This is a genomic window from Leucobacter faecis (assembly GCF_054456635.2).
Genome location: NZ_JBTJEP020000011.1, coordinates 31,560 through 53,717 on the forward strand (window position 1 = coordinate 31,560; position 22,158 = coordinate 53,717).

The window sequence follows — 22,158 nt, forward strand, 5'->3', positions numbered from 1 at the left end:
GTTAGAGCTTGTGCCGCCACAGAGTTCTTCCGCCGTGCCCGCCCCCCAGCTAGGAGAGGGTGAGGTGCGCGTTGAACCCACAAACAGCGAACGGCCCAGGGCCCCACGCACCGGCAGGATCCAGGTGCCCGTGCCCTCGGTGGTGCGTGCGCGTGAGCGTGGGCGGATCGCCGCGCAGAACCCCGTGGTGCTGCGCACCGAGGTGCTGACGAAGACCTACGGCTCGCTCGTCGCGGCGAACGAAGTCACGATGGACGTGCACGCTGGCTCGTTCACGGGCGTAGTGGGCCCCAACGGTGCGGGCAAAACCACGACCCTCTCGATGATCAGTGGCCTGTTGCGGCCAACCTCCGGGCGTGTCACAGTCGGCGGAGTCGATGTGTGGCGTGACGGCCGAGCGGCCAAACGACTCATCGGTACTCTGCCAGACAGGCTGCGCCTGTTTGACCGACTTACCGGCGCGCAGCTGCTCTACTACTCGGGTGTGCTGCACGGAGTACCCGAAGCCTCTGTCGCGCAGCGTGCGGGTGAACTCGCGGCAGCGTTTGGGTTGGAGTCTGCGCTCGGCAGGCTCGTGTCTGACTACTCTGCGGGTATGCAGAAGAAGATTGCGCTCGCCTGCTCGATGATTCACGCGCCCGAGGTACTCGTGCTCGATGAGCCTTTTGAAGCAATCGACCCGGTCTCGGCTTCAAACGTCACCGAGATTCTCGAGAAGTATGTCTCGGGCGGCGGCAGCGTTGTCATGTCGAGCCACAGCCTTGACCTCATTCAACGCGTCTGTGACCACGTGTCGATCATCGTTGATGGCAGCGTCATTGCGCAGGGCACCGTTGACGCGGTGCGTGACGGGCAGAGCCTCGAAGAGCGCTTCGTGCAGCTCACCGGTGGCGGCGATACACGAAAGGGACTCGAATGGCTGCACGGCTCTTCCGACTCAGAATAGCGCTGCTCGGCGGAATCTTTCGAGGGTCGGTGGGGCGCGCGATTCGGGTGAGCCTCGGGCTTGTCGTCGCATTTGCGGCCGTCGCTGCTGCTGCCGCGGCCCCGTCGTTGCTTGACATCTCAGACGCCCAGCGCGCCATGATTGATGTGCTCGCCGGTGCTTCGGTACTCGCGGCGACTTTTGCGGTGCCGTTCTTCTCGAACAAGCGCTCCCTGTCGCCCGCACACCTCGCACAGTTTCCGGCCACACCTGGCGGCGTAGGCTTCGGACTGCTCATCACCACGGTAGTGAGCTGGCCCTTCTTGCTTCTGACGGCCTGGCTCGTTGCGCTGGGCGTGACTCGCTCAGAATGGCATGGGTCTGGCTGGGTCAGGCCCGCGGCACTGGTGCTCGCGGCGTTGCTTGCAGTCGCCTCCGTGCGTGTCATGTCTGCGCTGTCTCAGCGGTTAACCGGTCGACGTTACGCGGGCGCCCTGCGCACCGCGGGTGTCGTGCTGCTCGTCGCCAGCGTCCCCTTCATCGTATTGGCCGCCTCTGCGGCGATCGGCGCGAGTGGTGAGGCCGCCACAGCGGAAGCGGCACGCATCGCGGGACTGACCCCGTTCGGGGCACCGTTTGCGGCGATCGGTTTCGCCGCCGCGGGCGATACCGAGGCCGCCCTCGTGCACCTGGGTCTCACGGCGGGGGCGATCGCCGTGCTCTTGCTGCTGTGGATCCCGCTCGTGCGGGTGACGCTGTTTCGGGTGGACCGTCCATATGACCCCGGTGTCGCTCGCCGTGGTTTGGGCTGGTTTGAGCGATTCGCTGCTCGCCCCGCACAGGTGATTGCCGCGCGCAGCCTCACCTACTGGTCGCGTGACCCTCGATACCGCGTTGCACTGTTCGCTGTTCCGATCGCGCCGATCATGATGCTTGTCGCGTTTACGGTGGCGGGGGCAGACATGCGCAACCTCGCACTCGTGCCGCTGCCCGTGGTATTGCTGCTGCTCGCGTGGTCACAGCACAACGACGTGGCCATGGATTCAACAGCTATCTGGGAGCACGTGGCGAGCGGAATTCGCGGCACGGCTGACCGCGCTGGCCGCCTCGCCCCGGTGCTGATGCTCGGTGTACCGCTCGCGATCATTGGTTCGAGTGTCACGGTCGCGTTTGCGGGCGAGTGGCGCATCTTGCCCGCGGTGCTCGGGCTCAACCTGGCCGTGCTGTTCGTGGCCGCCGGCGTCACAAGCGTGTTCTCGGTGGTCATGCCCTACCCCACGACGAGGCCGGGCGACAGCCCGTTTGTGCAGCCGCAGTGGTCGGGCTCGGGCTCGGGGCTGTCGCAGACGCTGTCGATGCTGTTCGCGCTGGGCCTGTCGGTGCCACCCGTCTGGATTGCTATTCACGCTGTGCTCGACGTCACCTTCTTCGAGAACCTGTGGGCGCTGCTGTTCGGGGCGGGCTACGGGCTGTTCGTGCTGCTGCTCGGCATCTACATTGGCGGCAAACTGTTTGAACGCAATGGCCCAGAACTGATCGCCGTCACCCAGGTGTTCGACTGATTCATCACGCATCGGTGCGGCCGCGCACTGCCGATCCGGGCGCGAGCGCGGTAGAATCACCCCATGGGTATCTTCACGCGTGATGACAAGTCCACCGGCGGTGGCACCGATGTGCTCGATCGTGAGCTTGAAAAGCTCCTCGAAGACGCGCAGATCGAAGACGGTGACCACGAGCGCTTCTCGCACTATGTGCCAAAAGACAAGATCATGGAGTCGGCCATGACGGGTAAGCCCGTGCGGGCCCTCTGCGGTAAGAAGTGGACCCCTTCGCGCGACCCCGAGAAGTTTCCGGTCTGCCCCGACTGCAAAAAGGTCTACGAGCGCATGAAGAAGTAGCGCTACGAAGCCCGGGAGCTGCGGCTCCCGGGCTTTTTTGATCCGGATCCCAGGGACAGTACCGCGCCGCCAGCCGCGCGCGCAAGCACCGGGCCCGCCACCGCCATGATCATGACATAGCAAGCGGCGAGCGGGCCAATGCCCGGCACGCCGGCGGTGGCGGCGAGACCAGCGATGACGATGTTGAATTCGCCGCGAGGCACGAGTGCTGTGCCCGCGCGAAGCTGGCCGGGCCTCGCGATGCCCGCGCGCCGGGCGGCCCACATTCCAGTGCCGATTTTGGTGATCGCCGAGACTACCGCGAGGGCGAGTGCCAGGGGCAGCACCGCCGGTATCTGCCGGGGGTCAGTTTCGAGCCCAAAGAACACAAAGAACACCGCCGCGAAGAGGTCGCGCAGCGGCGTGAGTACGGCGCGCGCGCTCTCCGCCACCTTGCCCGAGAGCGCGATGCCCACCAGAAACGCGCCCACGGCGGTTGAAACGTTGAGCGACTCGGCGACGCCCGCGACAACGAGCACGAGCCCAAAGACGCCGAGCAGCAAGAGCTCGTCATTGGGCGAAAAGACGAGCCGATTGATGACGCGGCCGAAGCGTAGCGCCACGATGAGCGCGACCGTGACCGCCGCGATAGCCACCCCAATGCTCAAGAGGCCGCCCCAAAGACCCACGCCCGCGAGCATCGCGGTGAGGAGCGGCAGGTAGATCGCCATGAGGAGATCCTCGAACACTAGGAGCGACAGCACCGTGGGCGTTTCGCGGTTGCCGAGCCTACCGAGATCAGCGAGCAGCTTGGCCGCGATACCAGAGGAACTGGCGTAGGTGACACCCGCCATCGCGAGTATGCCGGGCACAGACCAACCCAGCAACACGCCCACGAGCGCGCCGGGCGTAGCATTCACGACGAAATCGACGAGCCCTGAGGTGGTGTGGCTGCGCAGATTCACAATGAGTTCGTGGGCCGTGTACTCGAGGCCCAATAGCAGCAGGAGCAAGATGACGCCGATGTCGGCGCCCGTCCTCACGAACGTCTCGCTCGTGTGCAGCGGGGCGATACCGCCCACCCCAAACAGTAGCCCGGCTATGAGGTACAGGGGGATGGGGGAGAGCCTGATGCGGGTGGCGAGCCGGCCGAGTAAACCCAGCGCCGTAATGATGCATCCGAGTTCGAGCAGCGTGAGCGCGCTCCTCGTCGTCTCGGCATCCATCGTGCGCGCCTGTTCAGGGTTGCTCGAGAATGGTTGCTACCGCGGTGAGCGCCTCGTCGGTGCCCACGACGATGAGCTCGTCGCCGCCGTTGAGCGTGAAACTGGGTGGGGGAGAAGCGATTGCCTCTGCTCCGCGCAGCACCGCGACGATCGAGGCTCCGGTGCGGCTGCGTACTTGAGTGTGGCCGAGCGCGGCGCCGTCAAACCGTGACCCGGCTGCGACGGTGAGCTTCTTGGTGCGCAGGCTTTCGACCTGTTCTGAGAGCTGAGCGAGACGTTCAACCACGCGCCTGGTTCCCAGAAACTCGGCGAGGGTGTCGGCCTCTCCCGGGGTCAACGAGACGGAGGCCGCGCATGCGTCTGGATCGTTGTCGTCGTAGACCACGAGGTCGCGCTGACCCGTGTGGTGCGACACGACGCCGACCCGCTTCCCGCCTGCCGTGACAAAGTCGTCGCGCAGCCCGATACCGGGCAGCGGGGATTCATTCACCTCGATGGAATCATCGCTGGGCATGGTGCCTCCCGTGAGCGTTAGAACACCCCCAATTATTCCACCCGAGCGGGGCCGCTGCTAGCGGTAGTGGGTGACAATCGCGGGGTCGCCGCGGGTGAGGCTCATCGCTACGGGGGGCAGCTCGGCGACGCTGCGCCGGTGCCTAGCACGTGCAGCGGCGATCCCTTCGGCGCCGGTGTGGCCGGGCTGCACCTCACCCGCCAGCATGAGCGGCGTGAGTACGCGGCGACCGGGCTGTCCCTCAAACTCGTCCATGCCTGCGGGGCCATCACCCACGGCAATCAGCTCTGCGGTCGCCGTGCCATATTCGTCGTGTGCGCGCAGTACGTTTTTACGGCCCCCGACAGAAGCCTTACCCTCGGCATTCTTGGCGACAGACACCCACGAGCCTTCGTCGTCTTGCCTGGCCACGAGCTTGTACACCATGCTCATGGTGGGGGTGCCAGACCCGGTAACAACCGAGGTCCCCACGCCGAAGCTGTCGACGGGAGAAGCGGCGAGGGCTGCAACAGTGTGCTCGTCGAGGTCATTCGTGACGGTGATGCGCGTGCGAGTGGCGCCCAGATCGTCGAGCAGCCGGCGCACACGTGCGACGACGACGGGCAGGTCACCCGAGTCGATGCGCACAGCACCGAGGCCCGTGCCCGCGACCTCAATGGCGGTGCGCACGCCGCGCTCAATGTTGTAGGTGTCGACGAGCAGCGTCGTATCGACCCCGAGGGCCGCGACCTGGGCAGCGAACGCGTCTCGCTCGGTGTCGTGCAGCAGGGTGAAGGCGTGCGCGGCGGTGCCCATGGTGGGTACGCCGTAGCTGCGGCCCGCCTCAAGATTTGACGTGGCGTTGAAGCCCGCAATGTATGCGGCGCGGGCGGCTGCGACGGCGGCGTGTTCGCCCGTGCGGCGCGAACCCATCTCGGCGAGCGGTTTACCGGCTGCCGCATTGACCATGCGCGAAGCGGCGGTGGCGATGGCAGAGTCAGAGTTCAGCATGCTCAGGGCAAGCGTCTCGAGCAGCACGCCCTCGGCAAACGTCGACTCGACCGTGAGCACGGGGGAGCCGGGAAAGAATACTTCGCCTTCGGGGTAGCCCCAAATATCGCCCGAAAACTTGTAGTTGGCGAGCCAATCGATCGTTTCTGGCCGCACCACATGGGCGCTGCTGAGAAAGTTGAGCTCGGCGTCATCGAAGCGAAACCGGTTGATGGCCTCGAGAAGTCGGCCGGTACCAGCTACGACCCCGTAGCGGCGAGCACCCGAGAGCCTGCGTGCAAAGAGCTCAAACACACTCTGGCGGTGCGCCGTGCCCGCTTGTAGGGCGGCGTCGACCATCGTGAGTTCGTAGTGATCGGTGAACAGGGCTGAAGACTCGTGCACCTGCCCAGTGTATCTGCGTGCGCGATGCGAGGGTTTCAGCATCACTGGAAATCGCGTGACTTCACGCTGGCGGGGGCCGCGAGTGGCTCAAAGGTTTGGGCGATGATGTTGCCGACGCCCTCGGGCGAACGCTCGTACACGCCACACACGACGAGTGCGGGGGCAGACTTCGCGACAAACCGGTTACGCTCCCACACCTTGGGCCACACAACGATGTTGACCGACCCCGATTCGTCTTCGAGCGAAATGAACGTGACGCCGCTGGCGGTGGCGGGCCGCTGGCGGTGTGTCACGATGCCCGCGACCGTGACTCGCTGGCCCGGGCGTGCCCGCGGCAGGCCGTCTGAGCGCACAATTCCGCGGGAGTCGAGCTGCGGGCGCACATGCGCCAGCGGGTGCACGCCGGTCGTGACGCCCGTCGCCCACAGGTCGAGCGCGCTCTGTTCTTGAGCATTGAGCACCGGCAACAGCGGCGGTTGCACCTCGATCGCGCTGCCCGCGAGAAACTCCTCCCTGTGCTCGGCCGCGCCGGCTGCGGCCCACAGCGCGGCGCGCCGGTCGAGCCCGAGACTGGTGAGAGCCCCCGCCGCGGCGAGAGCTTCGAGCTGGGGGCGACCCAGGTGGGCGCGCCTCGCGAGGTCGGGCAGGCCCCTGAACGGGCCTCGCTCGCGGGCCGCGACGATGCGTTCGGCCGCTGCAGGATCGATGCCCCGCACGCCAGTGAGGCCGAGGCGCACGGCAAATCCGCGGTCGAGCCGGTGCGCCCCGCTCGTGTCGGGGGCGGCGGGGTCGAACGGTGTTGCGGCGCTGGGCTGTTGCGGGTGCTGTGACTGCGCCGGATCGGCGGCAGGGCCGCCGGGGTCAGCGCCCGGGCCGCTGGGCGGCACCGGCCCGGGGGCCGCGGTACAGTCGCGGGCCGTGCGCGCGCGGGATCCGGAGCCTGCGGTGCTGCCTGCGGTGCTGCCTGCGGTGCTGCCGGCGGCCTCGAGCCCCGCCGAGGCCGCCGAGTGCTGCACATCGGCCGGTAGCACTGCGACGCCGTGACGCCGGGCGTCATCCACGAGGGTGCGAGGCGCGTAGAACCCCATGGGTTGCGCGTTTAAGAGCGCCGCAAGAAACGCGGCGGGATAGTGCAGCTTGAACCAGGCACTCACGTAGACGAGCAGCGCAAAGCTGATCGAGTGGCTCTCGGCGAAGCCGAAGCTCGCGAAGGCCTCGATCTGATCGTAGATGCGCTGCGCGTCTTCTTGTGCGAGCCCGTTCGCACGCATGCCGGCGAACAGCTTCTCGCGCAGAGTGATGACGTGCTCTTCGCCGCGCTTTGAGCCCATCGAACGGCGCAGCAGGTCGGCGTCTTCGGCGCTGCAGCCGCCCACGGCCATCGCCATCTGCATGAGCTGCTCTTGAAACAGTGGCACCCCGAGGGTGCGCTTGAGTACCGGCTCGAGCGCCGGGTGCGGGTAGGTGATGGGCTCTTCGCCGCCCCGCCGTCTGAGGTAGGGGTGGATCGCGCCGCCCTGAATGGGGCCTGGGCGAATCAGTGCGATCTCGATGACGAGGTCGTAAAAGCGGCGTGGTTTGAGTCTGGGCAGCGTGTTCAGCTGCGCGCGGCTTTCGACCTGAAACACGCCGATCGCGTCGGCCCGGCAGAGCATGTCATAGACCGCGGGCTCCTCTTTGGGAATCGTGCTCATCTCCCACCTCGTGCCCGTGTGCAAGGCGACGAGATCCATTGCCTGCTGCAGCGCGCTCAGCATGCCTAAGCCCAGCAGGTCGAACTTCACGAGCCCCATAAACGCGCACGACTCTTTGTCCCACTGCAGTACGGTGCGCCCCTCCATGCGCGCGTGTTCGATGGGGCAGACCTCGCCCACCGGTCGCTCGGTGAGCACCATGCCACCCGAGTGAATCCCCAGGTGCCGCGGCAGGCTCAGCATCTGTGTGGCGAGCTGCTGCACCCGCGGCGGAATCTGGCTCGCTTCGATCGCGCCGCGGCGCTCGACCTGCCGTGACCAGGCAAGCTGCTGCCCCGCACTGTATCCGAGGGCTTTCGCCGCGTCCCTGATCGCGGCCTTGGGGCGGTAACTGATCACGTTCGCGACCTGAGCGGCGTTTTGGCGACCGTAGCGCTCGTACACGTACTGGATCGCCTCTTCACGGCGACCCGAGTCGAAGTCGACGTCGATGTCTGGTTCTTCATCACGCATGCTCGACAGAAACCGCTCGAAGGGCAGGTCGTACAAAATAGAGTCAACGGCGGTAATGCCGAGCACGTAACACACGGCCGAGTTTGCGGCTGAGCCGCGCCCCTGGCATAGGATCCCGCGGCCGCGCGCAAACTGCACGATGTCGTGCACGATCAGAAAGTAGCCGGGAAAATCTTTCGCCTCGATCACCTGGAGCTCGCGTTCGAGCCGCTCTCGGGTGCCGGGGGAGATGCTGCCGTAACGCCTCTCGGCCCCCTCCCAGGTGAGCCGCCTGAGCCAGCTCATCTGCGTGTGTCCCTCGGGCACATCGAGCTTTGGGAGCCGCGGGGTCGCGGCCCGCAATGGGAAAGCCAGCTCGCGCGCGAGCGGCACGGTGCGGGCCACCGCCCCCGGGAACCTCGCGAATCTGCGTTCCATTGCCGCGCCGGATCGGAGCCTCGCCGCCCCCGTGGCGGGCAGATAGGGATCCATCTGGTCGAGGCTGCGCCTGGCCCGCACCGCAGCGAGGGCGTCGGCGAGGGGCGCCTGCTGGGTTGACGCGTAGTGCACGCCGCCCGTCGCGACCGTGGGGAGCCCGTGCTGCTGCGCGAGCTGCGCGAGCGCCAGATTGGTGTCGTCGTCACCCGGGTGGCCGTGGTGGGTGAGCTCGACCGCGACGTTGCTCTCGCCAAAGAGCTCGACGAGCGTGCGCACTTCGCGGGCGGCGTGCGCTTCGCGGTCTGAGCGGCCCCCGCCGACCGCGCTCGCGTTACCGCCGAGAGCCTGGCGCACGGCGCCCTTGCGGCAGCCCGTGAGCACCACCCAGTCGCCCGCGGCGGTGTCAGCGAGCTGCTCGATGTCGTAGAGCGGCCGGCCCTTCTGGCCGCCCGCAAGCTGCCCTTCGGTGATCGCGGCGGCGAGCTTGTGGTACCCGGCCGCCCCGCGGGCGAGCACGAGCAGATGGGTAGCAGCAGGGTCTGCGACCCCCAACGGTGGGGCGCCAAGTCCGATTGAGAGTTCGGCGCCGTAGACGGTGAGCAGCGGGGGTGCACTCGGTGTCTTGCGTGCGGCGAGCTGTGCCTCTTGGGCAAAGCTTGCGGCGCCGTAGAGCCCGTTGTGGTCGGTGAGGGCGAGCCCCGTGAGGCCGAGCCGCATTGCCTCTTCGATAAGGTCTTTGGGTGATGAGGCGCCGTCGAGAAAGCTGAAACTCGAGTGGGCGTGTAGCTCGGCGTAGGGCACCGCCGGTGCGCGGTGTGCCTCTGCTTCTGCTTCTGCTTCTGCTTCGGGCGGGCTCGCGAGGGGAGCGCCTGCCTGTGCAGCGTCTGGCATCGTGTGCTCATGATGAGCGGCGGGAGCGGGGCGGCGCGAAAGCCTGCGCTCGAACTCCTGCCACGATAGCGGCGGGTTATTCCATCCCATGGTGTCTTCCTTTGAACGTTCGGTGTGCTGCTAGTCGTACCTCCCCTCGGCAAACCAGCGGTCGGCTTCGTGCACGAGCAGCCATGCGCTGCCCGAGGCGGTCACCACCTGTAAGCGTGCGCGTGGCGGGGTATCCACCCACCAACGCTCCCGCAGCGGCCACGGGGCAGACCACGCAATCACGGGGGCGTTCATGGGCGGCGCGAGCACACTGAAAAGGGCGGGGTCTGTGGTCAAGAGGTCTTCTTCGTTGAGGCGCACAGGGACTCCTGTGGCACCTACGAGAGTGACGGGGAGGGGAGTCGGAAACACGAGCGTTGGCGCTGGGCCAGCGCCTGGCCACGGCAGCCCAGCTGTGCCCCGGGCAGTGTCGGATGGGCTGGCACGAGACGCGTGGCCCCAGGGCGTGAACTGTTGACGGCGGGCTGTGAGCCGCCCGCCGCCGAGCGACGCCGTCACAACGCTGCCTTGGCCGTGGGCTAACTGAATGCCGCGCAGGTGATGGCGCACGCGTTCATCGGATTCTGCGCCCCACAGCTCGCTCAGTTGTGCACGCCCCGTGTGCGTGGGCGTGATTTTCAGGTGTACGATCCCGGCACCCCCGCGTTCTTCGCCCGGGGCAGCGCCCGCGGTGAGCCCGGGGGTGCCGCCTTCAGCCTGCCAGCGTACGCGGTCGAGCAGATCCTCTTCGGTAAAGCGAGAGGGGTGAGACCAGACGCGTTCGTGGCGAGCGCCGGTGTCGTCGGTGAGTTCAATGCGTAGCCCGGTGCAGACGAGGCCTGCCTCGTGCAGCGAAGCGAAGAATCGTGCAACGGTGCCGCTGGCCGCCTCGGTGAGCTGGGTGCCCGCATTGAGTGGCGGTTCGAACTCGGCTTCGGTCGCTAGCTCACGCGGCGGGGTGCGCGCGCGCACATCAGACCCGTGCTGCGGCCCGAGCGCTAGCGCGTGCCGGTGAGCCGCGATACCGTCGACTCCGAAACGCTGGCGTACGGCGTCCTCTGGCAGCGCGGCGAGCGCTCCGAGGGTGTGAATACCGAGCCCCTGCAGGGTGGTCGCAAGCGGCCCGGGGGCTGCGCGGGCGACGGGCAGCGGCGCGAGGAAGGCACGCGCCGCTCCCGCGGGGATCACCGTTACCGCGTGGCTGGCATCGCCCCGGGGTGCGCGGGCGGCCTGCTCGGCGGCGAAGAGCCCGTCGGCGACGCCAACGCATGTGCCCGTCACCTCGAGAGCCTCCAATCGGTGAATAATCGTGTGCGCTGCCGCTTCTTCGCCGCCGTAGTAACGGGCGGGGCCGCGCGCGCGTAGCGCTGCGAGCCCCGGGCGACGCGCTTCAACGCCTGTCACGACCTCTTCAAGCGCGCTCACGACAGGCGCAAAACTGCGGGCGTCTCTCGCCGGATCATGCGCGTGCAGTTCGAGTGTGGGGCACAGGGCCTGCGCGTCTCGCTCGCGCATGCCCGCGCGCACCCCGGCCTCGTGGGCGTCAGAACAGCACGCCACGATGCGGTGGCGAGCTACCAGCGCGAGCGGGGTGGCTGTTGCGGTGGCCGCGAGTGAGCGGCGCAGGGCGTGTACGGGCCAGTCGGGCACCCACACGGCGATCACGCGCTCAGCGCATTGGGACGGAGGTGAAACGGTCATGTGGGTTCCGAAGGCGAGAGGGCGCCGGCCGTGAAGCGCAGAGTGTGCCGCTTAGAAGGGCCGCGATTGCTGCTGGCGGTGACTGTGAGCGCCCGTGTGTGTAGGCGGCCGAAGCCGCGTTCGAGCCCTTCCCAGCGTGATCCGGTGACGTCGAGCGTGGCTGCGGCACCGGGCCAGGCGCCGGTCACGATGAGGGCGGAACCGTGCTCGCGAAGCCTGGCGGCGATGCGCTCCACAGAGCCGGTCGTGGCGGGGGTTGCAGTGTGCAGCAGAGTGATCGTGAGTACTTCGCTGAGTGCCCCCGCGAGGGCGTGGGCATCGGGGCCAGGCTGGGGGATGAGTATGCAGCGGTCGAGCGCGACGCCGAGCGCCGCCGCGGACTCGGCACCAAACGAGGGGCACCCGATTACACCGCACCAGGCGCCCGAGGCCGATGCCTCGGTCAGAAACGCGAGGGCGAGCTGCCATGACCCGTGTACGGTGTACGCGGCCCCCGCCTTGATGGCGCCGCCGGGCAGCAACGGCCTGAGCCCCGGATGGGTGGGCAGGCTGCGTTCTGGCATGCGTGCGGGCTGCATCTGCGAGATGCGTTGCTGCAGCGACTGAACGGTGAGAGAAGCCATAGTTCAATGCTCGAATGTTTATTCGAATAAGTCAACCCGAAGGGCCTGTGCGCGTGGCCCGTTTGGCGCGGAGCCGCCACTTGTGCCCGGAGGGCGTAGGATGGTGAGGATGAACGAGGACGAGCTAGACGATTACGAACGTGACGCTGAGCTGTCGCTCTTTCGCGAGTACCGCGATATCGCCAGCCAGTTTCGTTACGTGGTGGAAACCGAGCGCCGGTTTTACCTGGCCAATGAGGTTGACCTGAAGCGCCAGGATGCCGGAAGTGATTTTTACTTCGAGCTGACCATGAGTGACGTGTGGGTGTGGGATGTGTACCGCTCTGACCGGTTTGTGAAATCGGTGCGAGTGCTGACGTTTAAAGACGTCAATGTCGAGGAGTTGTCGGCGCGCGAGTTCTCGCTGCCACAGGAGCTTGCGCTCGACGAGTAACGCGGCGGTGAGCTGCCAGCGGGCGGGGGTGAAGTTATTTCACCCCCGCCCACTGGCATTTTTTTATCCCCATTTTGATCATCTGATGAATGTAAGGATAGGCTGTCCTCAGGTAAAAATCTCCAACCGTTAAGGAGCCCATATCGTGGCAGCTCGCCCCACTCGCACTCATTCCACCGCAGGCGCACTCCGGCGCACCCGGCTTGCGCTGGCAGCAAGCACCGCGCTGCTGCTCACCGCTGGATTGGCCGCCTGCGCGCCCACCGGCGCGGGGACCAGCGCGGCCCAGCAACCCAGTGACGCTGAGCCTGCGGGCGTCGTGAGTATCACCGACAATCACGGTGTCATCGAAGTGCCCGTGAACCCGCAGCGCGTCGTAGCGCTAGACAACACGGCCTTCGACACCCTCACCGAATGGGATGTCGAGCTTGTTGCGGCCCCCAAGGGGGTGATGGGCTCGGTCTGGCCCGGGTACACCGACGACGACGCCGTGCTCGATGTGGGCAACCACCGCGAACCCGACCTCGAGATGATTGTGGCGGCCGAGCCCGATCTGATCATCGGCGGCTACCGGTTCGGCGATCACTATGACGAGATCAAAAAGCAAAACCCGGGCGCCGCCGTGATCGAGATCTCACCGCGTGACGGAGAAGATAAGTTCTCTGAGCTGAAGCGTCAAACCCAAATCCTGGGGCAGATCTTTGACCATGAAGAAGAAGCGGCCGAGCTCAATGATCGACTCGACGGGGCCATCAAACAGGCCAAGGCCAACTACCCGACCGGAGAAAGCGTGATGGCGGTCAACACCTCAGCGGGGCAGATCGGCTATATCGCCCCCGGTGTCGGCCGTGCGCTCGGACCCGTGTTCGGGGCTCTTGACCTGACCCCGGCCCTCGAAATCGAAAACGCCTCGAGCGACCACCAGGGCGATGACATTTCCGTCGAAGCCATCGCGGACTCGAATCCCGAGTGGATCTTCGCGCTCGACCGTGATGCGGCTTTTGCGCCCGAAGACCGCGAGGCAGGATCGGCACCCGCGAATGAGCTCATTCGCGACGCCGAGGCCCTCAAACAGGTGCCCGCGGTCACGAACGACCGCGTTGTCGTGCTGGATGCTAACTTTTATCTCACCGAGGGAATCCAGGCATACACGTCGCTGTTCGACCAAATCTCGGAGGCATTCGCCACCGCATGAGCACGCATGAAGGTTTGAGCACTGCGGTGCGCCCCGGCACAAGGCCAGCCAAGCCGTGGGCGCTCGCCGCCGCGGTGCTCGTCGTGACGGGCCTCCTTATCGCTTCACTGTCAGTGGGTGTGTACGACATTTCGGGCACACAGTTTGGGTCTGAGCTGTTTTGGATCACCCGGGTGCCGCGCACCCTCGCACTCGTGCTGGCGGGAGCTGCGATGGCCGTGAGCGGGCTCGTGATGCAGATGCTCACACAGAACCGATTTGTCGACGCCACCACTTCGGGCACCACGGAGTGGGCGGCGCTCGGCCTGCTCGTTACCGTGCTGCTCGCGCCCGACGCCAGCATGGTCACCCGCATGGTCATCTCAAGCGTGTGCGCGTTCATCGGAGTGGTGCTGTTCATGACGATCCTGGGGCGCATCGCCATTCGCACGACGCTCGTTGTGCCACTTGTGGGGATCATGCTCGGCGCCGTGGTGAGCGCCGTCACGACCTTTCTCGCCGCGCAGTTCAACCTGCTGCAGATGCTGGCCACCTGGTTCATGGGCAGTTTTACGCAGGTCGTGCGCGGTCGCTACGAAGTGCTGTGGATCGTCGGCATCGTCACCGTGCTCGTGTTTGTGCTCGCCGATCGCATCACGGTTGCGGGGCTGGGTAAAGACGTCGCAACGAACGTGGGGTTGAACTACCGGCGCGTACTATTTCTCGGCACAGGTCTCGTGGCTATCGCGTCGGGGGTGACCACTGTGGTGGTGGGGTTTCTGCCGTTTCTTGGTCTCGTGGTGCCCAACATTGTGTCGATGACGCGCGGCGATAATGTGCGCTCAAACCTGCCCTGGGTGTGCCTCGGTGGGGTGGGGCTTGTCGTCGCCTGCGACATTATTGGCAGGCTCATCATCATGCCGTTTGAGATACCGGTATCGATGGTGCTCGGCCTCGTGGGGGCGGCCGTATTTATTGCGCTGCTCCTCAGGAAGACCGCATGACCGGCGACGTCAGGCCTGCCGGCGACGTCAGGGCGACCGGCGAAGTCAGGGCGACCGATGACACCAGCGCGGCTGGCACCGTGCAGCTGGGCAGTTTGGGCGATGGCCCCAAGCTGCCAGCGCAGCGGGTGACACCGATCCGGCGCTACATGCCCGTGATGACCGCGTTTGTGATCGCGGCGATCCTCGCGATCGCGATGCTCACCTATGGCAACCCCGCCGAACCCGGATCCGCCGGTTTCATGACGATCGTGCGCTCGCGGCTTGGCTCCCTCGGCACGATCGCGCTTGTGGCGGTCTGCCAGGCGGTCGCCACCGTGCTGTTTCACTCGGCGACCGCAAACCGCATTTTGACGCCGTCAATTTTGGGTTTTGACGCGCTGTATGTGCTGTCGCAGACCGCGCTTGTGTTTGTGTTTGGGGTGTCTGCGCAGAGCTTCGAGGGCATTGCAAAGATCATCGCGCAGAGCCTTATGATGATCGCGTTTGCGACGGTGCTCTACGGCTGGCTGTTCTCGGGCAAACGCACAAACCTGCACCTCCTGCTGCTCGTGGGCCTCGTGCTGGGCATGGGATTTGCTTCGGTGTCGACGTTTATGCAGCGACTGTTGACTCCGAGCGAGTTTGACGTGCTGAGCGCCAGGCTCTTTGGATCGATTGGCAAGGGCAACACCGAGTACCTGCCGGTGGCGGCCGTGATTGTCGTGGCTGTGCTCGTGTGGGTGTGGCGACGCAGGCGTGTGTACGACGTCGTGTCCCTGGGCCGCGATGTCGCGACGAGCTTGGGCGTGCACTATCGGCGCGAGGTCATTGGCATTCTCATCACGGTGGCGGTGTTGATCTCGGTGTCGGTGACGATGGTGGGGCCTATGACGTTCTACGGGTTTTTGGTCGCGACGCTCGCGTACCAGCTTGCCCGCGGCGATTCGCACTCAGAAACCCTGCCGCTCGCCATTGGGATCGGGCTCGTAACGCTGCTCGGTGCCACGTTTGTGCTCAAGAACGTGTTCGCGGCGGCGGGGCTTGTCACCGTGATCATCGAGTTTGCGGGCGGGCTGCTATTTCTCATCATGCTGCTGCGAAAGGGACTGCGTTGATACGCCTCGAAGAAATAATCAAGAGCTATCGGGGGCGCCAGGTGCTCGGGCCGATCAATATTGCGATCGAACGCGGCGGGGTGACCGCGCTGATCGGGCCCAACGGGGCGGGCAAATCCACGATGCTCACGATCATCGGCCGGCTGTTGCAGGCCGACGGTGGCCGGGTAGAAGTGGGCGGGCTCGACGTGCGCACGGCACACCCCAAAGACCTCGCGAAAGCGGTCTCGATTCTGCGGCAAGAGAACCACTTCATGGCGCGGCTCACGGTGCGCCAGCTCGTCACGTTCGGCCGATTTCCACATTCTGCGGGGCGCATCACGCCCGTAGACGAGCGTGCGATTCACGCCGCAATCGCGTTTCTCAACCTCGCAGGCATGGAGGAACGATTCATCGACGAGCTCTCGGGCGGGCAGCGGCAGCGCGCCTTCGTGGCGATGGTACTCGCGCAAGATACCGACTACGTGCTGCTCGACGAGCCGCTCACGGGGCTCGATATGCGCCACGCGGTCGCCATGATGGGGCAGGTGCGTGCCGCCGCCGATGCGCTCGGAAAAACCGTGGTGCTGGTGATCCACGACGTGAACTTTGCGGCTGCCTATGCCGACCGCATCGTCGCGCTCGCAGACGGTCGCGTGGTCGCCTCTGGCACCCCCGACGAAATCATTACCCCCGAGGTGCTCGAGCGCGTGTTTGAGACGCCCGTCGAAGTGCTCGAGCACGCGGGCAAGCGGGTCGCGGTGTACTACCGGGCGTAGTGTGCTCGCTCGCGACGCTGCTCGCGAGGCTGCTCGCGAGGCTGCTCCGGATCGCAACACGTCGTCCACAGCCCAGTGATTTGCATACAAGCGGGCAAGATATCCACAATCTCGTTTACCCACTGTTGGAGAGGGGGCATCGGGGCCAATGATGGTGCACCAGGAGGTGCACCATGAATCAAAAAAACGTGGCGGGTTCAAGGACCACGGCCACGCCCGCGGTCAGCCACAACAAGGCGGTGGGAGCCAGGGGTGAGGCGATTGCGGCGGCCTACCTCGAAGGCCTGGGGTACCGCATTCTCGACCGCAACTGGTATAGCCGGTACGGCGAGCTCGACCTGGTCGCAGCAGAGGGCGACATGCTCGTGGCGGTCGAGGTGAAGACGCGCACGGGCCTCGGCTACGGGCACCCGCTCCAAGCCATCACGCAGCGTAAAGCCGACAGGCTGCGCAGGCTGTTGCTCGACTGGTGCCGCACGAGCGACGCCAACGCGACGGGGTTTACCGATGCGGCCGGGCGACCCGATCGCCCGTGGTGGGCCAACCTGCGCATAGATGCCATTGGCATCGTGCTGCGCCAGGGACTCTCGCCCAACATTGAACACCTGCGGGGCATCTCGTGAGCGCCAGGGTGTGCCGCGCGGCGGCAGTCTCGCTCACGGGCCTCGACGGGACCGTCGTATTCGTCGAGGCTGCCGTCTCACAACAGCTTCCGGGCATGGCCATCATTGGGCTCCCCGACGCGGCGCTCGCAGAGGCAAAACTGCGGGTGCGCACCGCCACCAGCCAGATCGGGCTGTCAGTCGCTGAACGTTTCGTGACTAGTAAGCGTCGTAATGAGACAGTGGGCAGTGCTGCAGCTTATCCACAGATTGTGGTCTGTCGCCCCGCACGCACGGTTTCTCACGCATGATGGGGGCATGGAGTGCCTGGGCTGTGGTGAGCTGACCGTGTGGGTGGGCGTGCGTGTGGCAGTGTGCACGGTGTGTGGGCTGGTGCGTGTCTATCCGCCACCGCCTGGCAGGTTGCCGTGGGAGTGAGTGAGGCGCGAAAAAGAATCTCCCCACACAGCTTGACACCCACAAAATAGGGGGTATAGTTGATGTTAGAAGGCAGGGGAACAGCCCCACACCTCAACTGCAAAAGGAGCAGACATCATGACCGAAAAGACCTACACCATCGACATCTTCAACGCCAACGAAGGCGGCGGAATCGAACCAGGTAGCATCCTCGACCAGCTGATCAATCTCGACGGGCGCGAAGCGATCCTCATCGAAGAAGTCGCGCCGATCCTGAACGGGTCGAAGCGGGTATGCGGCCACACCTACCGGATCAGCGCAGACACCGCCGACATCCTTTCTGACCCCGCAGCATACGGCGACGACGAGACTGGCCGCGAAGAAGCCGCTGAGTGGGCAGAATACTTCGCATCACAGGACTAACAACCACTCCGAGCCCCGACCGCCACGGTCGGGGCTCACCCATATCTAGGAGATTGACATGCTGACTGATACTGACCGGATGACAAGCGCCGAGTTTCAGACGGTGCGCGAGTATCTCGGGCTCACGCTCGATGCGATAGCCGGGATATTGGGTGTGCGCCCGGACACTGTGCGGCGGTGGGAGTCTGGCCGCGACACGATCCCATACCGGGTGCGCGAAGAGATTGAAGCTATCGAAGCGGCGACAGCTACGGCGGTGGGCGATCTGGTGTCGGCACTGAACGACGCCCGCGACCCGGCAGTGATGGTGTATCGCACCGACGCGCAGATGTGGGAGGCCCGCCCCGACACGGCACACCTCACTGCGCGATGGTGGCGACATGTAGTCGCGCGCGCAGCCCACGAAGTGCCAGGCGTTGAAATTGTGGCTGCTTGCAGCGCGGGAGCATAGTCGTGGTGAAATGGGAAGACCCGCCGCCGATCATGCGCGAAGAAACTCGGGAATGGGTGACCGAGCTACGTAAGCACCCGTGGCAATGGGCGCTGATCCGTGAGCGCGTTTACACAGTCCAGCGGTCACTATGGCAGAAATCACTGGGCGAAGATTTCGAGTTCGCTCTGCGTGAGGTTGACGGGAAAGGCGCAGCGAAACTGTATGCGCGGTATGCACCTCGCCGGAAAGTACGCAAGCTTGTAGCGTGCGCTGCACCGAAGTGTGGGCGCGCGTCAGTCGCCCGCGGCCTGTGCATGATGCATTACAAGCGGCAACGTGCTGGCCGGCCTCTTGATGATATGTCGCGTGGTGACATGATCGGGTATGGCCGCTACGGCGTGCTCGATGACGACGGTGATACTGTCGGATGTCATGAGTGTGGTGAGCGTCTGGTGAGTCTCGCGTCTCACGTACGCAAGCACGGTCTGACGGCTCGCGCGTACAAACTGCGGTATGGGCTACCGCTCACTAGGTCGCTGGCGTCGGGGCGGCTGAATGAGGAGCGTTCGCGTGCTGCTCGGGCGCGGCTTGGTAGTGAGGGGTGGAAGCGGTTCGAGGAAGCGCGCGACCCCGCGGCTGCGGCAGCGGCACGTGATGAAACATCGTTCGCGGCGGTTGGTGCGCAAAAGGCACAGTCCCCTGAAGTGGCGCGCAAGAACGGGCGCGCTACACGCGTGCCGCGTGAGCACGAATGCCCAATATGCGGTGTTACATGGTGCCCTCTACCGGGAGGGTACCGGGTCATCACAGACCGGCATGAATGCTGGGTGGAACTGACTCGGCGCATCCGTGAAGCTGCGCCGCGCGTGAATGCTGGCCGTGATGTAGAGATCGCGGGCAGGTGGCGTGATGGTCTCTCGCACGAGGATCTTGCCCAGATGTACGGGGTGACTGCCGTGCGTATCAGTCAAATCGTGCGCAGAAGCTACGACGAGTGACTCGTAGACACGAAAAAGCCGCCCCCGCGACCTCGATGTGAGGTGCGGGGGCGGTGATATTTTTACTGCGCGTACTTCGGGGTGTAGCTCGGGCGTGCGTCGCTGCCGAGCATCCACTTCTCGACGTTGGGCCATCGGTCGCCGAGCCATTGTGCGATCTTCTGGTAGGCGAGGATCACGGCAGCGGTGACGACGGCCTGTACGAGCACGAGCGCGGAGAGGCCAGCGAACCCGGCTTCGACGAAGACGCCGTCAACGTACGCGAGCACGCTGCCGATCGCGGGTACCGCGGCGACGATGCGGGTGATGAGTACGCCGACGAGCGCGGCGATAAAGGTTCGTGTGGACTGAGGTTTAGGCACTGGTGTCTCCTTAATTGAGTGCCGCAGAGACCTGCGACATGAACGTGAAAATGGCGATCAGTCCGCCGATCGCGGCGATGATGCCGACGATTGCGCCAACGACGAGATACCAGGGCGTGTTTGGTCGCTGTTTCGCTTCGACAAGCAGTAGACGTTTCTCGACGGTTTCGAGGCGGCGTCCGTGGTTCGCGAGCCGTTCTTCGTATTCCTGCTGCTTGTCTTTCGTGAATGCGACGTGATGCGGGAGTGCTTCTTGCAGGCGGATCACGTCTGCCCGCATGGCTTGCACTTCGTCGAGGATCTGCTTGAGGGGGATTCGGGCCGCCGTCTGGTCGGTGTCGGTCACGGCCCTACTTGACCTTGCCCCAGATGCGCTCCACGATGCGCCGAGTGACGCCCACTTGGTGTTCCCAGCTGGCGAGGAAGCTGCGCAGTGATGCGTTGCCGGTGCGGGGTTTGCCGTCCTTGTCCACGCCGGTACGCTTCACGCCGGTGTCGAGGATGAGTTGGGCGGTGCGCTGTGCGACTTTTTCGATGTCTTGCGGGGTCACGATGTCGTCTTCTTTCTGGCACACACGGTGCCCGTTGATGTCTTCTGTCCAGAACCGAAATTGTGCGTTGAACGTGCGTTCAATGTCGGCGATGCTTCGGTACCAGTAGGGGCCGCTCACTTCACCGGCGATGGGGCTTGATGATGCGATGCCGAATCCGGGGACGTATACGGCGACGTGTCCCCAGTTCGCCCAGGTTTCTTGGCCGGGTTGTCCGTAGCTGCCCCAGTGGTCGAGCCAGATGACGCATACCGCGTCTGGTAGGGTGCGTTCGGCGTGCCGGTATCGTGTGTTGTTTGCGGCGACTGTGGCGCTGGGGTGCATGATTGGTGCGCCTGTGATGCCTTGGGCCATTGCGAGGCAGTTGCCCGCGAGTACCCGGAAGTTGAGGTTCACTGTGACGAGTGATTTGTATGTCATGCCGCCTCCTTTCTGTAGGTATGAGAAAAGCCACCCGGGCAGGTGGCTTAGGTGCAGGTGCAGGTGTCGTGTGTGACGGCGGGTGTGGTTGTCCACGCTGAGACGCCGACGGCGTTTCTGGCGCGTACTCTTGCCCGGTATCCGACGCCTGGGTAGTGGTCGCGTAGTGTGATTGTGCGTGCTGTGGTGGCCGCTTCGCCTTGCCATGCGAAGCCGTCCCACCATTCGTAGTCATAGCTTGTGATTGTGCTGCCGCCGTCTGCGGGGGCGGGCCATGACGCGACGAGTGCCCGTGAGAGTGTGACCGTGGGCGGACTGGGTGCGGTCGCGAGGGTGACTGTGTTACTTTCCCGCCAGCTGCCTGCGCCGATATCGTTTTTGGCGCGTACCCGCACCTTGTAGGGCCCGCCAGACGCGAGCCCCGTAAAGCTGCGGTTCGTTCCTGACACGGCGATGACGCTGCCCCATGCGCTGCCGTCATACAGCTGAATGTCGTAGCCAGTCAATGCCGCGCCACCGTTTCCGGGGGCGCTCCATGACGCGGCGAGTGACGTGCCCGACCCAGTGAGGCTCACGCTCGAGACAGTGTTTGGGGTGTCGGGCCAGTTGATTGTCGCGGTAGCTGACCACGGGCCAGCACCCGACGAGTTGACGCCGCGGGACTGCCACTGGTAGGTAGCACCAGCGACCGGCGACGACAGGATGTAGAGCCGCTCAGAGTTCGCGTTTACGGTCGTCCACCCGCCATACCCGCTACCGGAATTGACGCGGTATTGGAGCTGGTGGCTGGTGGCGCGCGCCGACACTGTACCACGCACACGCATTTTGCTGCCGTCACGCGACCAGCCCGGCGCGGCCCCAGGAGTGCCGGGAGCCTGCGCGATCCTATCCACATGCAGAGTGCCTGAGACGTTCACGGCCGTGAGGCTGTTACTGAGCGACCCGGCACAGTAGACACTCAGGTCGCCGTTGCTGTCGTGGTTGATGACGCGCGAGTTTGAAGCGATGAGGACGTAACCGTTGGGGTCAATCTCGGTCTGGTAGTTGCCGTCGAGCATGACCACGCCGCCGATGGACTGGCCACGGTACGACGACATCTGAAACGACGAAGAGTTGAAAGACTGTAGGCCGATGTCGCAGGCGATGGTCGACCTGTTGTTGGCGGTATCGCGTACGGCGGTGATGGTCATTGCGAGCTGGTAGTTACCGGATCGCGGCCCCCAAAAAGTTTGTGTGAGCGCCATTTATTCTGGCACCTCCTCTGGTACGTCGGGGGTCTGCTCGGTGAGGATCGCTTGTACGGCGGTGTCGATCATGCCGTCTGTGATGGCTTCTTCACATTCGCCGGGGTCGTCTTCGGTGCAGGCGGTGTAGGCGGTGTCCCAGCCGGTGGTGGCGACGATTCTTTGCCGATGCTGGTCTGCCCACGACGTAGGAGAATGCACGCCATGCGACGCGGCACACGCGGCTATCCGCATGATGAGGCCGTAATCCTGCGCCATGCGTGACTGGGTGAGGTAAGACAAAATTGGCTCCTTAAAAAGCTGAACCCCCACACATGCTGGGGGGTGGTGTCGGCTCAAGCGGCACGGAGAATAGAGAGTATGTCCGGCGTGGTGCCCGATGGTGGCGTGTACCGATCACGCTTTCCGGGTACGAATCAGTCACCCCAGTAGCGAACACAGCGACCCGGCATGCCGT

Annotated in this window: 24 protein-coding genes and 1 pseudogene; 14 read left to right on the top strand and 11 right to left on the bottom strand. The window is 65.1% G+C overall.

Annotated elements, in window-relative coordinates:
• The first annotated feature begins 64 nt into the window (after positions 1–64).
• The 3 genes from ACXR2T_RS09815 to ACXR2T_RS09825 all read left to right on the top strand — a co-directional run bounded on the left by ACXR2T_RS09815 (position 65) and on the right by ACXR2T_RS09825 (position 2,823).
• Complete coding sequence (locus ACXR2T_RS09815; protein ID WP_458815555.1) at positions 65–946, top strand: ABC transporter ATP-binding protein; 882 nt, start codon at positions 65–67, stop codon at positions 944–946.
• Positions 916–2,487, top strand: coding sequence for a hypothetical protein (locus ACXR2T_RS09820; protein WP_458839227.1), 1,572 nt, complete (start codon positions 916–918; stop codon positions 2,485–2,487). Before ACXR2T_RS09815 ends, ACXR2T_RS09820 begins: the two co-directional genes overlap by 31 nt.
• A gap of 63 nt (positions 2,488–2,550) precedes the next feature.
• The gene (locus ACXR2T_RS09825) at positions 2,551–2,823 is read left to right on the top strand and encodes a DUF3039 domain-containing protein (protein ID WP_458815559.1); all 273 of its coding nucleotides are present in this window, start codon (positions 2,551–2,553) and stop codon (positions 2,821–2,823) included.
• A gap of 2 nt (positions 2,824–2,825) precedes the next feature.
• Here ACXR2T_RS09825 and ACXR2T_RS09830 read toward each other — a convergent pair whose 3' ends face one another.
• Genes ACXR2T_RS09830 through ACXR2T_RS09855 form a run of 6 tightly spaced genes read right to left on the bottom strand, consistent with a single transcriptional unit; the run spans position 2,826 to position 11,785 of the window.
• On the bottom strand, positions 2,826–4,028 hold the full coding sequence (locus ACXR2T_RS09830; RefSeq protein ID WP_458839229.1) for a cation:proton antiporter: 1,203 nt from the start codon (positions 4,026–4,028) through the stop codon (positions 2,826–2,828).
• A 13-nt stretch (positions 4,029–4,041) separates the two neighbouring features.
• A complete protein-coding gene (locus ACXR2T_RS09835; RefSeq protein WP_458815563.1) occupies positions 4,042–4,542 on the bottom strand; it encodes a cation:proton antiporter regulatory subunit in 501 nt (166 codons plus the stop codon).
• Between the two features lie 57 nt (positions 4,543–4,599).
• Positions 4,600–5,958 carry a nicotinate phosphoribosyltransferase gene (locus ACXR2T_RS09840; protein ID WP_458839352.1) on the bottom strand — a complete coding sequence of 453 codons (1,359 nt, stop codon included), beginning with the start codon at positions 5,956–5,958 and terminating at the stop codon, positions 4,600–4,602.
• Positions 5,958–9,521, bottom strand: a complete 3,564-nt coding sequence (locus ACXR2T_RS09845) for an error-prone DNA polymerase (RefSeq protein WP_458839231.1) — start codon at positions 9,519–9,521, stop codon at positions 5,958–5,960. The genes ACXR2T_RS09840 and ACXR2T_RS09845 overlap by 1 nt, the downstream gene beginning before the upstream one ends.
• 30 nt (positions 9,522–9,551) lie before the next feature.
• On the bottom strand, positions 9,552–11,162 hold the full coding sequence (locus ACXR2T_RS09850; RefSeq protein WP_458839232.1) for a DNA polymerase Y family protein: 1,611 nt from the start codon (positions 11,160–11,162) through the stop codon (positions 9,552–9,554).
• A complete protein-coding gene (locus ACXR2T_RS09855) occupies positions 11,159–11,785 on the bottom strand; it encodes a hypothetical protein (protein ID WP_458839234.1) in 627 nt (208 codons plus the stop codon). The genes ACXR2T_RS09850 and ACXR2T_RS09855 overlap by 4 nt, the downstream gene beginning before the upstream one ends.
• A 109-nt stretch (positions 11,786–11,894) precedes the next feature.
• Here ACXR2T_RS09855 and ACXR2T_RS09860 point away from each other — a divergent pair, with 109 nt between their 5' ends.
• From ACXR2T_RS09860 to ACXR2T_RS09910, 11 genes and pseudogenes are all read left to right on the top strand, one after another.
• A complete protein-coding gene (locus tag ACXR2T_RS09860) occupies positions 11,895–12,218 on the top strand; it encodes a DUF2469 domain-containing protein (RefSeq protein ID WP_458815573.1) in 324 nt (107 codons plus the stop codon).
• 145 nt (positions 12,219–12,363) lie between these two features.
• On the top strand, positions 12,364–13,413 hold the full coding sequence (locus ACXR2T_RS09865) for a siderophore ABC transporter substrate-binding protein (RefSeq protein ID WP_458839236.1): 1,050 nt from the start codon (positions 12,364–12,366) through the stop codon (positions 13,411–13,413).
• Entirely contained in the window at positions 13,410–14,396 is a 987-nt protein-coding gene (locus ACXR2T_RS09870; RefSeq protein ID WP_458839238.1) for an ABC transporter permease, read from the top strand. Before ACXR2T_RS09865 ends, ACXR2T_RS09870 begins: the two co-directional genes overlap by 4 nt.
• The gene (locus ACXR2T_RS09875; RefSeq protein ID WP_458839239.1) at positions 14,393–15,493 is read left to right on the top strand and encodes an iron chelate uptake ABC transporter family permease subunit; all 1,101 of its coding nucleotides are present in this window, start codon (positions 14,393–14,395) and stop codon (positions 15,491–15,493) included. Before ACXR2T_RS09870 ends, ACXR2T_RS09875 begins: the two co-directional genes overlap by 4 nt.
• Positions 15,490–16,251 (top strand): iron ABC transporter ATP-binding protein, encoded by a 762-nt coding sequence (locus tag ACXR2T_RS09880; protein ID WP_458839241.1) that lies wholly within the window; start codon positions 15,490–15,492, stop codon positions 16,249–16,251. Before ACXR2T_RS09875 ends, ACXR2T_RS09880 begins: the two co-directional genes overlap by 4 nt.
• A gap of 173 nt (positions 16,252–16,424) precedes the next feature.
• A complete protein-coding gene (locus ACXR2T_RS09885; protein ID WP_458839243.1) occupies positions 16,425–16,874 on the top strand; it encodes a YraN family protein in 450 nt (149 codons plus the stop codon).
• Positions 16,871–17,164, top strand: a complete 294-nt coding sequence (locus tag ACXR2T_RS09890) for a hypothetical protein (RefSeq protein ID WP_458839245.1) — start codon at positions 16,871–16,873, stop codon at positions 17,162–17,164. The genes ACXR2T_RS09885 and ACXR2T_RS09890 overlap by 4 nt, the downstream gene beginning before the upstream one ends.
• Positions 17,165–17,408: 244 nt before the next feature.
• A complete protein-coding gene (locus ACXR2T_RS09895; RefSeq protein WP_458839247.1) occupies positions 17,409–17,693 on the top strand; it encodes a hypothetical protein in 285 nt (94 codons plus the stop codon).
• 58 nt (positions 17,694–17,751) lie between these two features.
• Complete coding sequence (locus ACXR2T_RS09900; protein ID WP_458839249.1) at positions 17,752–18,144, top strand: Aca2/YdiL-like domain-containing protein; 393 nt, start codon at positions 17,752–17,754, stop codon at positions 18,142–18,144.
• 356 nt (positions 18,145–18,500) lie between these two features.
• Positions 18,501–18,698 (top strand): annotated as a pseudogene (locus tag ACXR2T_RS09905) (MucR family transcriptional regulator); the annotation flags it as partial.
• Positions 18,699–18,953: 255 nt separating this feature from the next.
• Positions 18,954–19,124 carry a sigma factor-like helix-turn-helix DNA-binding protein gene (locus ACXR2T_RS09910; protein ID WP_458839357.1) on the top strand — a complete coding sequence of 57 codons (171 nt, stop codon included), beginning with the start codon at positions 18,954–18,956 and terminating at the stop codon, positions 19,122–19,124.
• Positions 19,125–19,186: 62 nt separating this feature from the next.
• Here the strand turns inward: ACXR2T_RS09910 and ACXR2T_RS09915 are convergent, their stop codons facing one another.
• The 5 genes from ACXR2T_RS09915 to ACXR2T_RS09935 are packed head-to-tail and all read right to left on the bottom strand — an operon-like array spanning position 19,187 to position 21,983.
• On the bottom strand, positions 19,187–19,486 hold the full coding sequence (locus ACXR2T_RS09915) for a hypothetical protein (protein WP_458839250.1): 300 nt from the start codon (positions 19,484–19,486) through the stop codon (positions 19,187–19,189).
• Between the two features lie 10 nt (positions 19,487–19,496).
• Positions 19,497–19,832, bottom strand: a complete 336-nt coding sequence (locus ACXR2T_RS09920; protein ID WP_458839251.1) for a hypothetical protein — start codon at positions 19,830–19,832, stop codon at positions 19,497–19,499.
• 4 nt (positions 19,833–19,836) lie between these two features.
• On the bottom strand, positions 19,837–20,457 hold the full coding sequence (locus tag ACXR2T_RS09925; protein ID WP_458839252.1) for a hypothetical protein: 621 nt from the start codon (positions 20,455–20,457) through the stop codon (positions 19,837–19,839).
• A gap of 47 nt (positions 20,458–20,504) precedes the next feature.
• Complete coding sequence (locus ACXR2T_RS09930) at positions 20,505–21,701, bottom strand: fibronectin type III domain-containing protein (protein ID WP_458839254.1); 1,197 nt, start codon at positions 21,699–21,701, stop codon at positions 20,505–20,507.
• Positions 21,702–21,983 (bottom strand): hypothetical protein, encoded by a 282-nt coding sequence (locus tag ACXR2T_RS09935; protein WP_458839256.1) that lies wholly within the window; start codon positions 21,981–21,983, stop codon positions 21,702–21,704.
• Between the last annotated feature and the right edge of the window lie 175 nt (positions 21,984–22,158).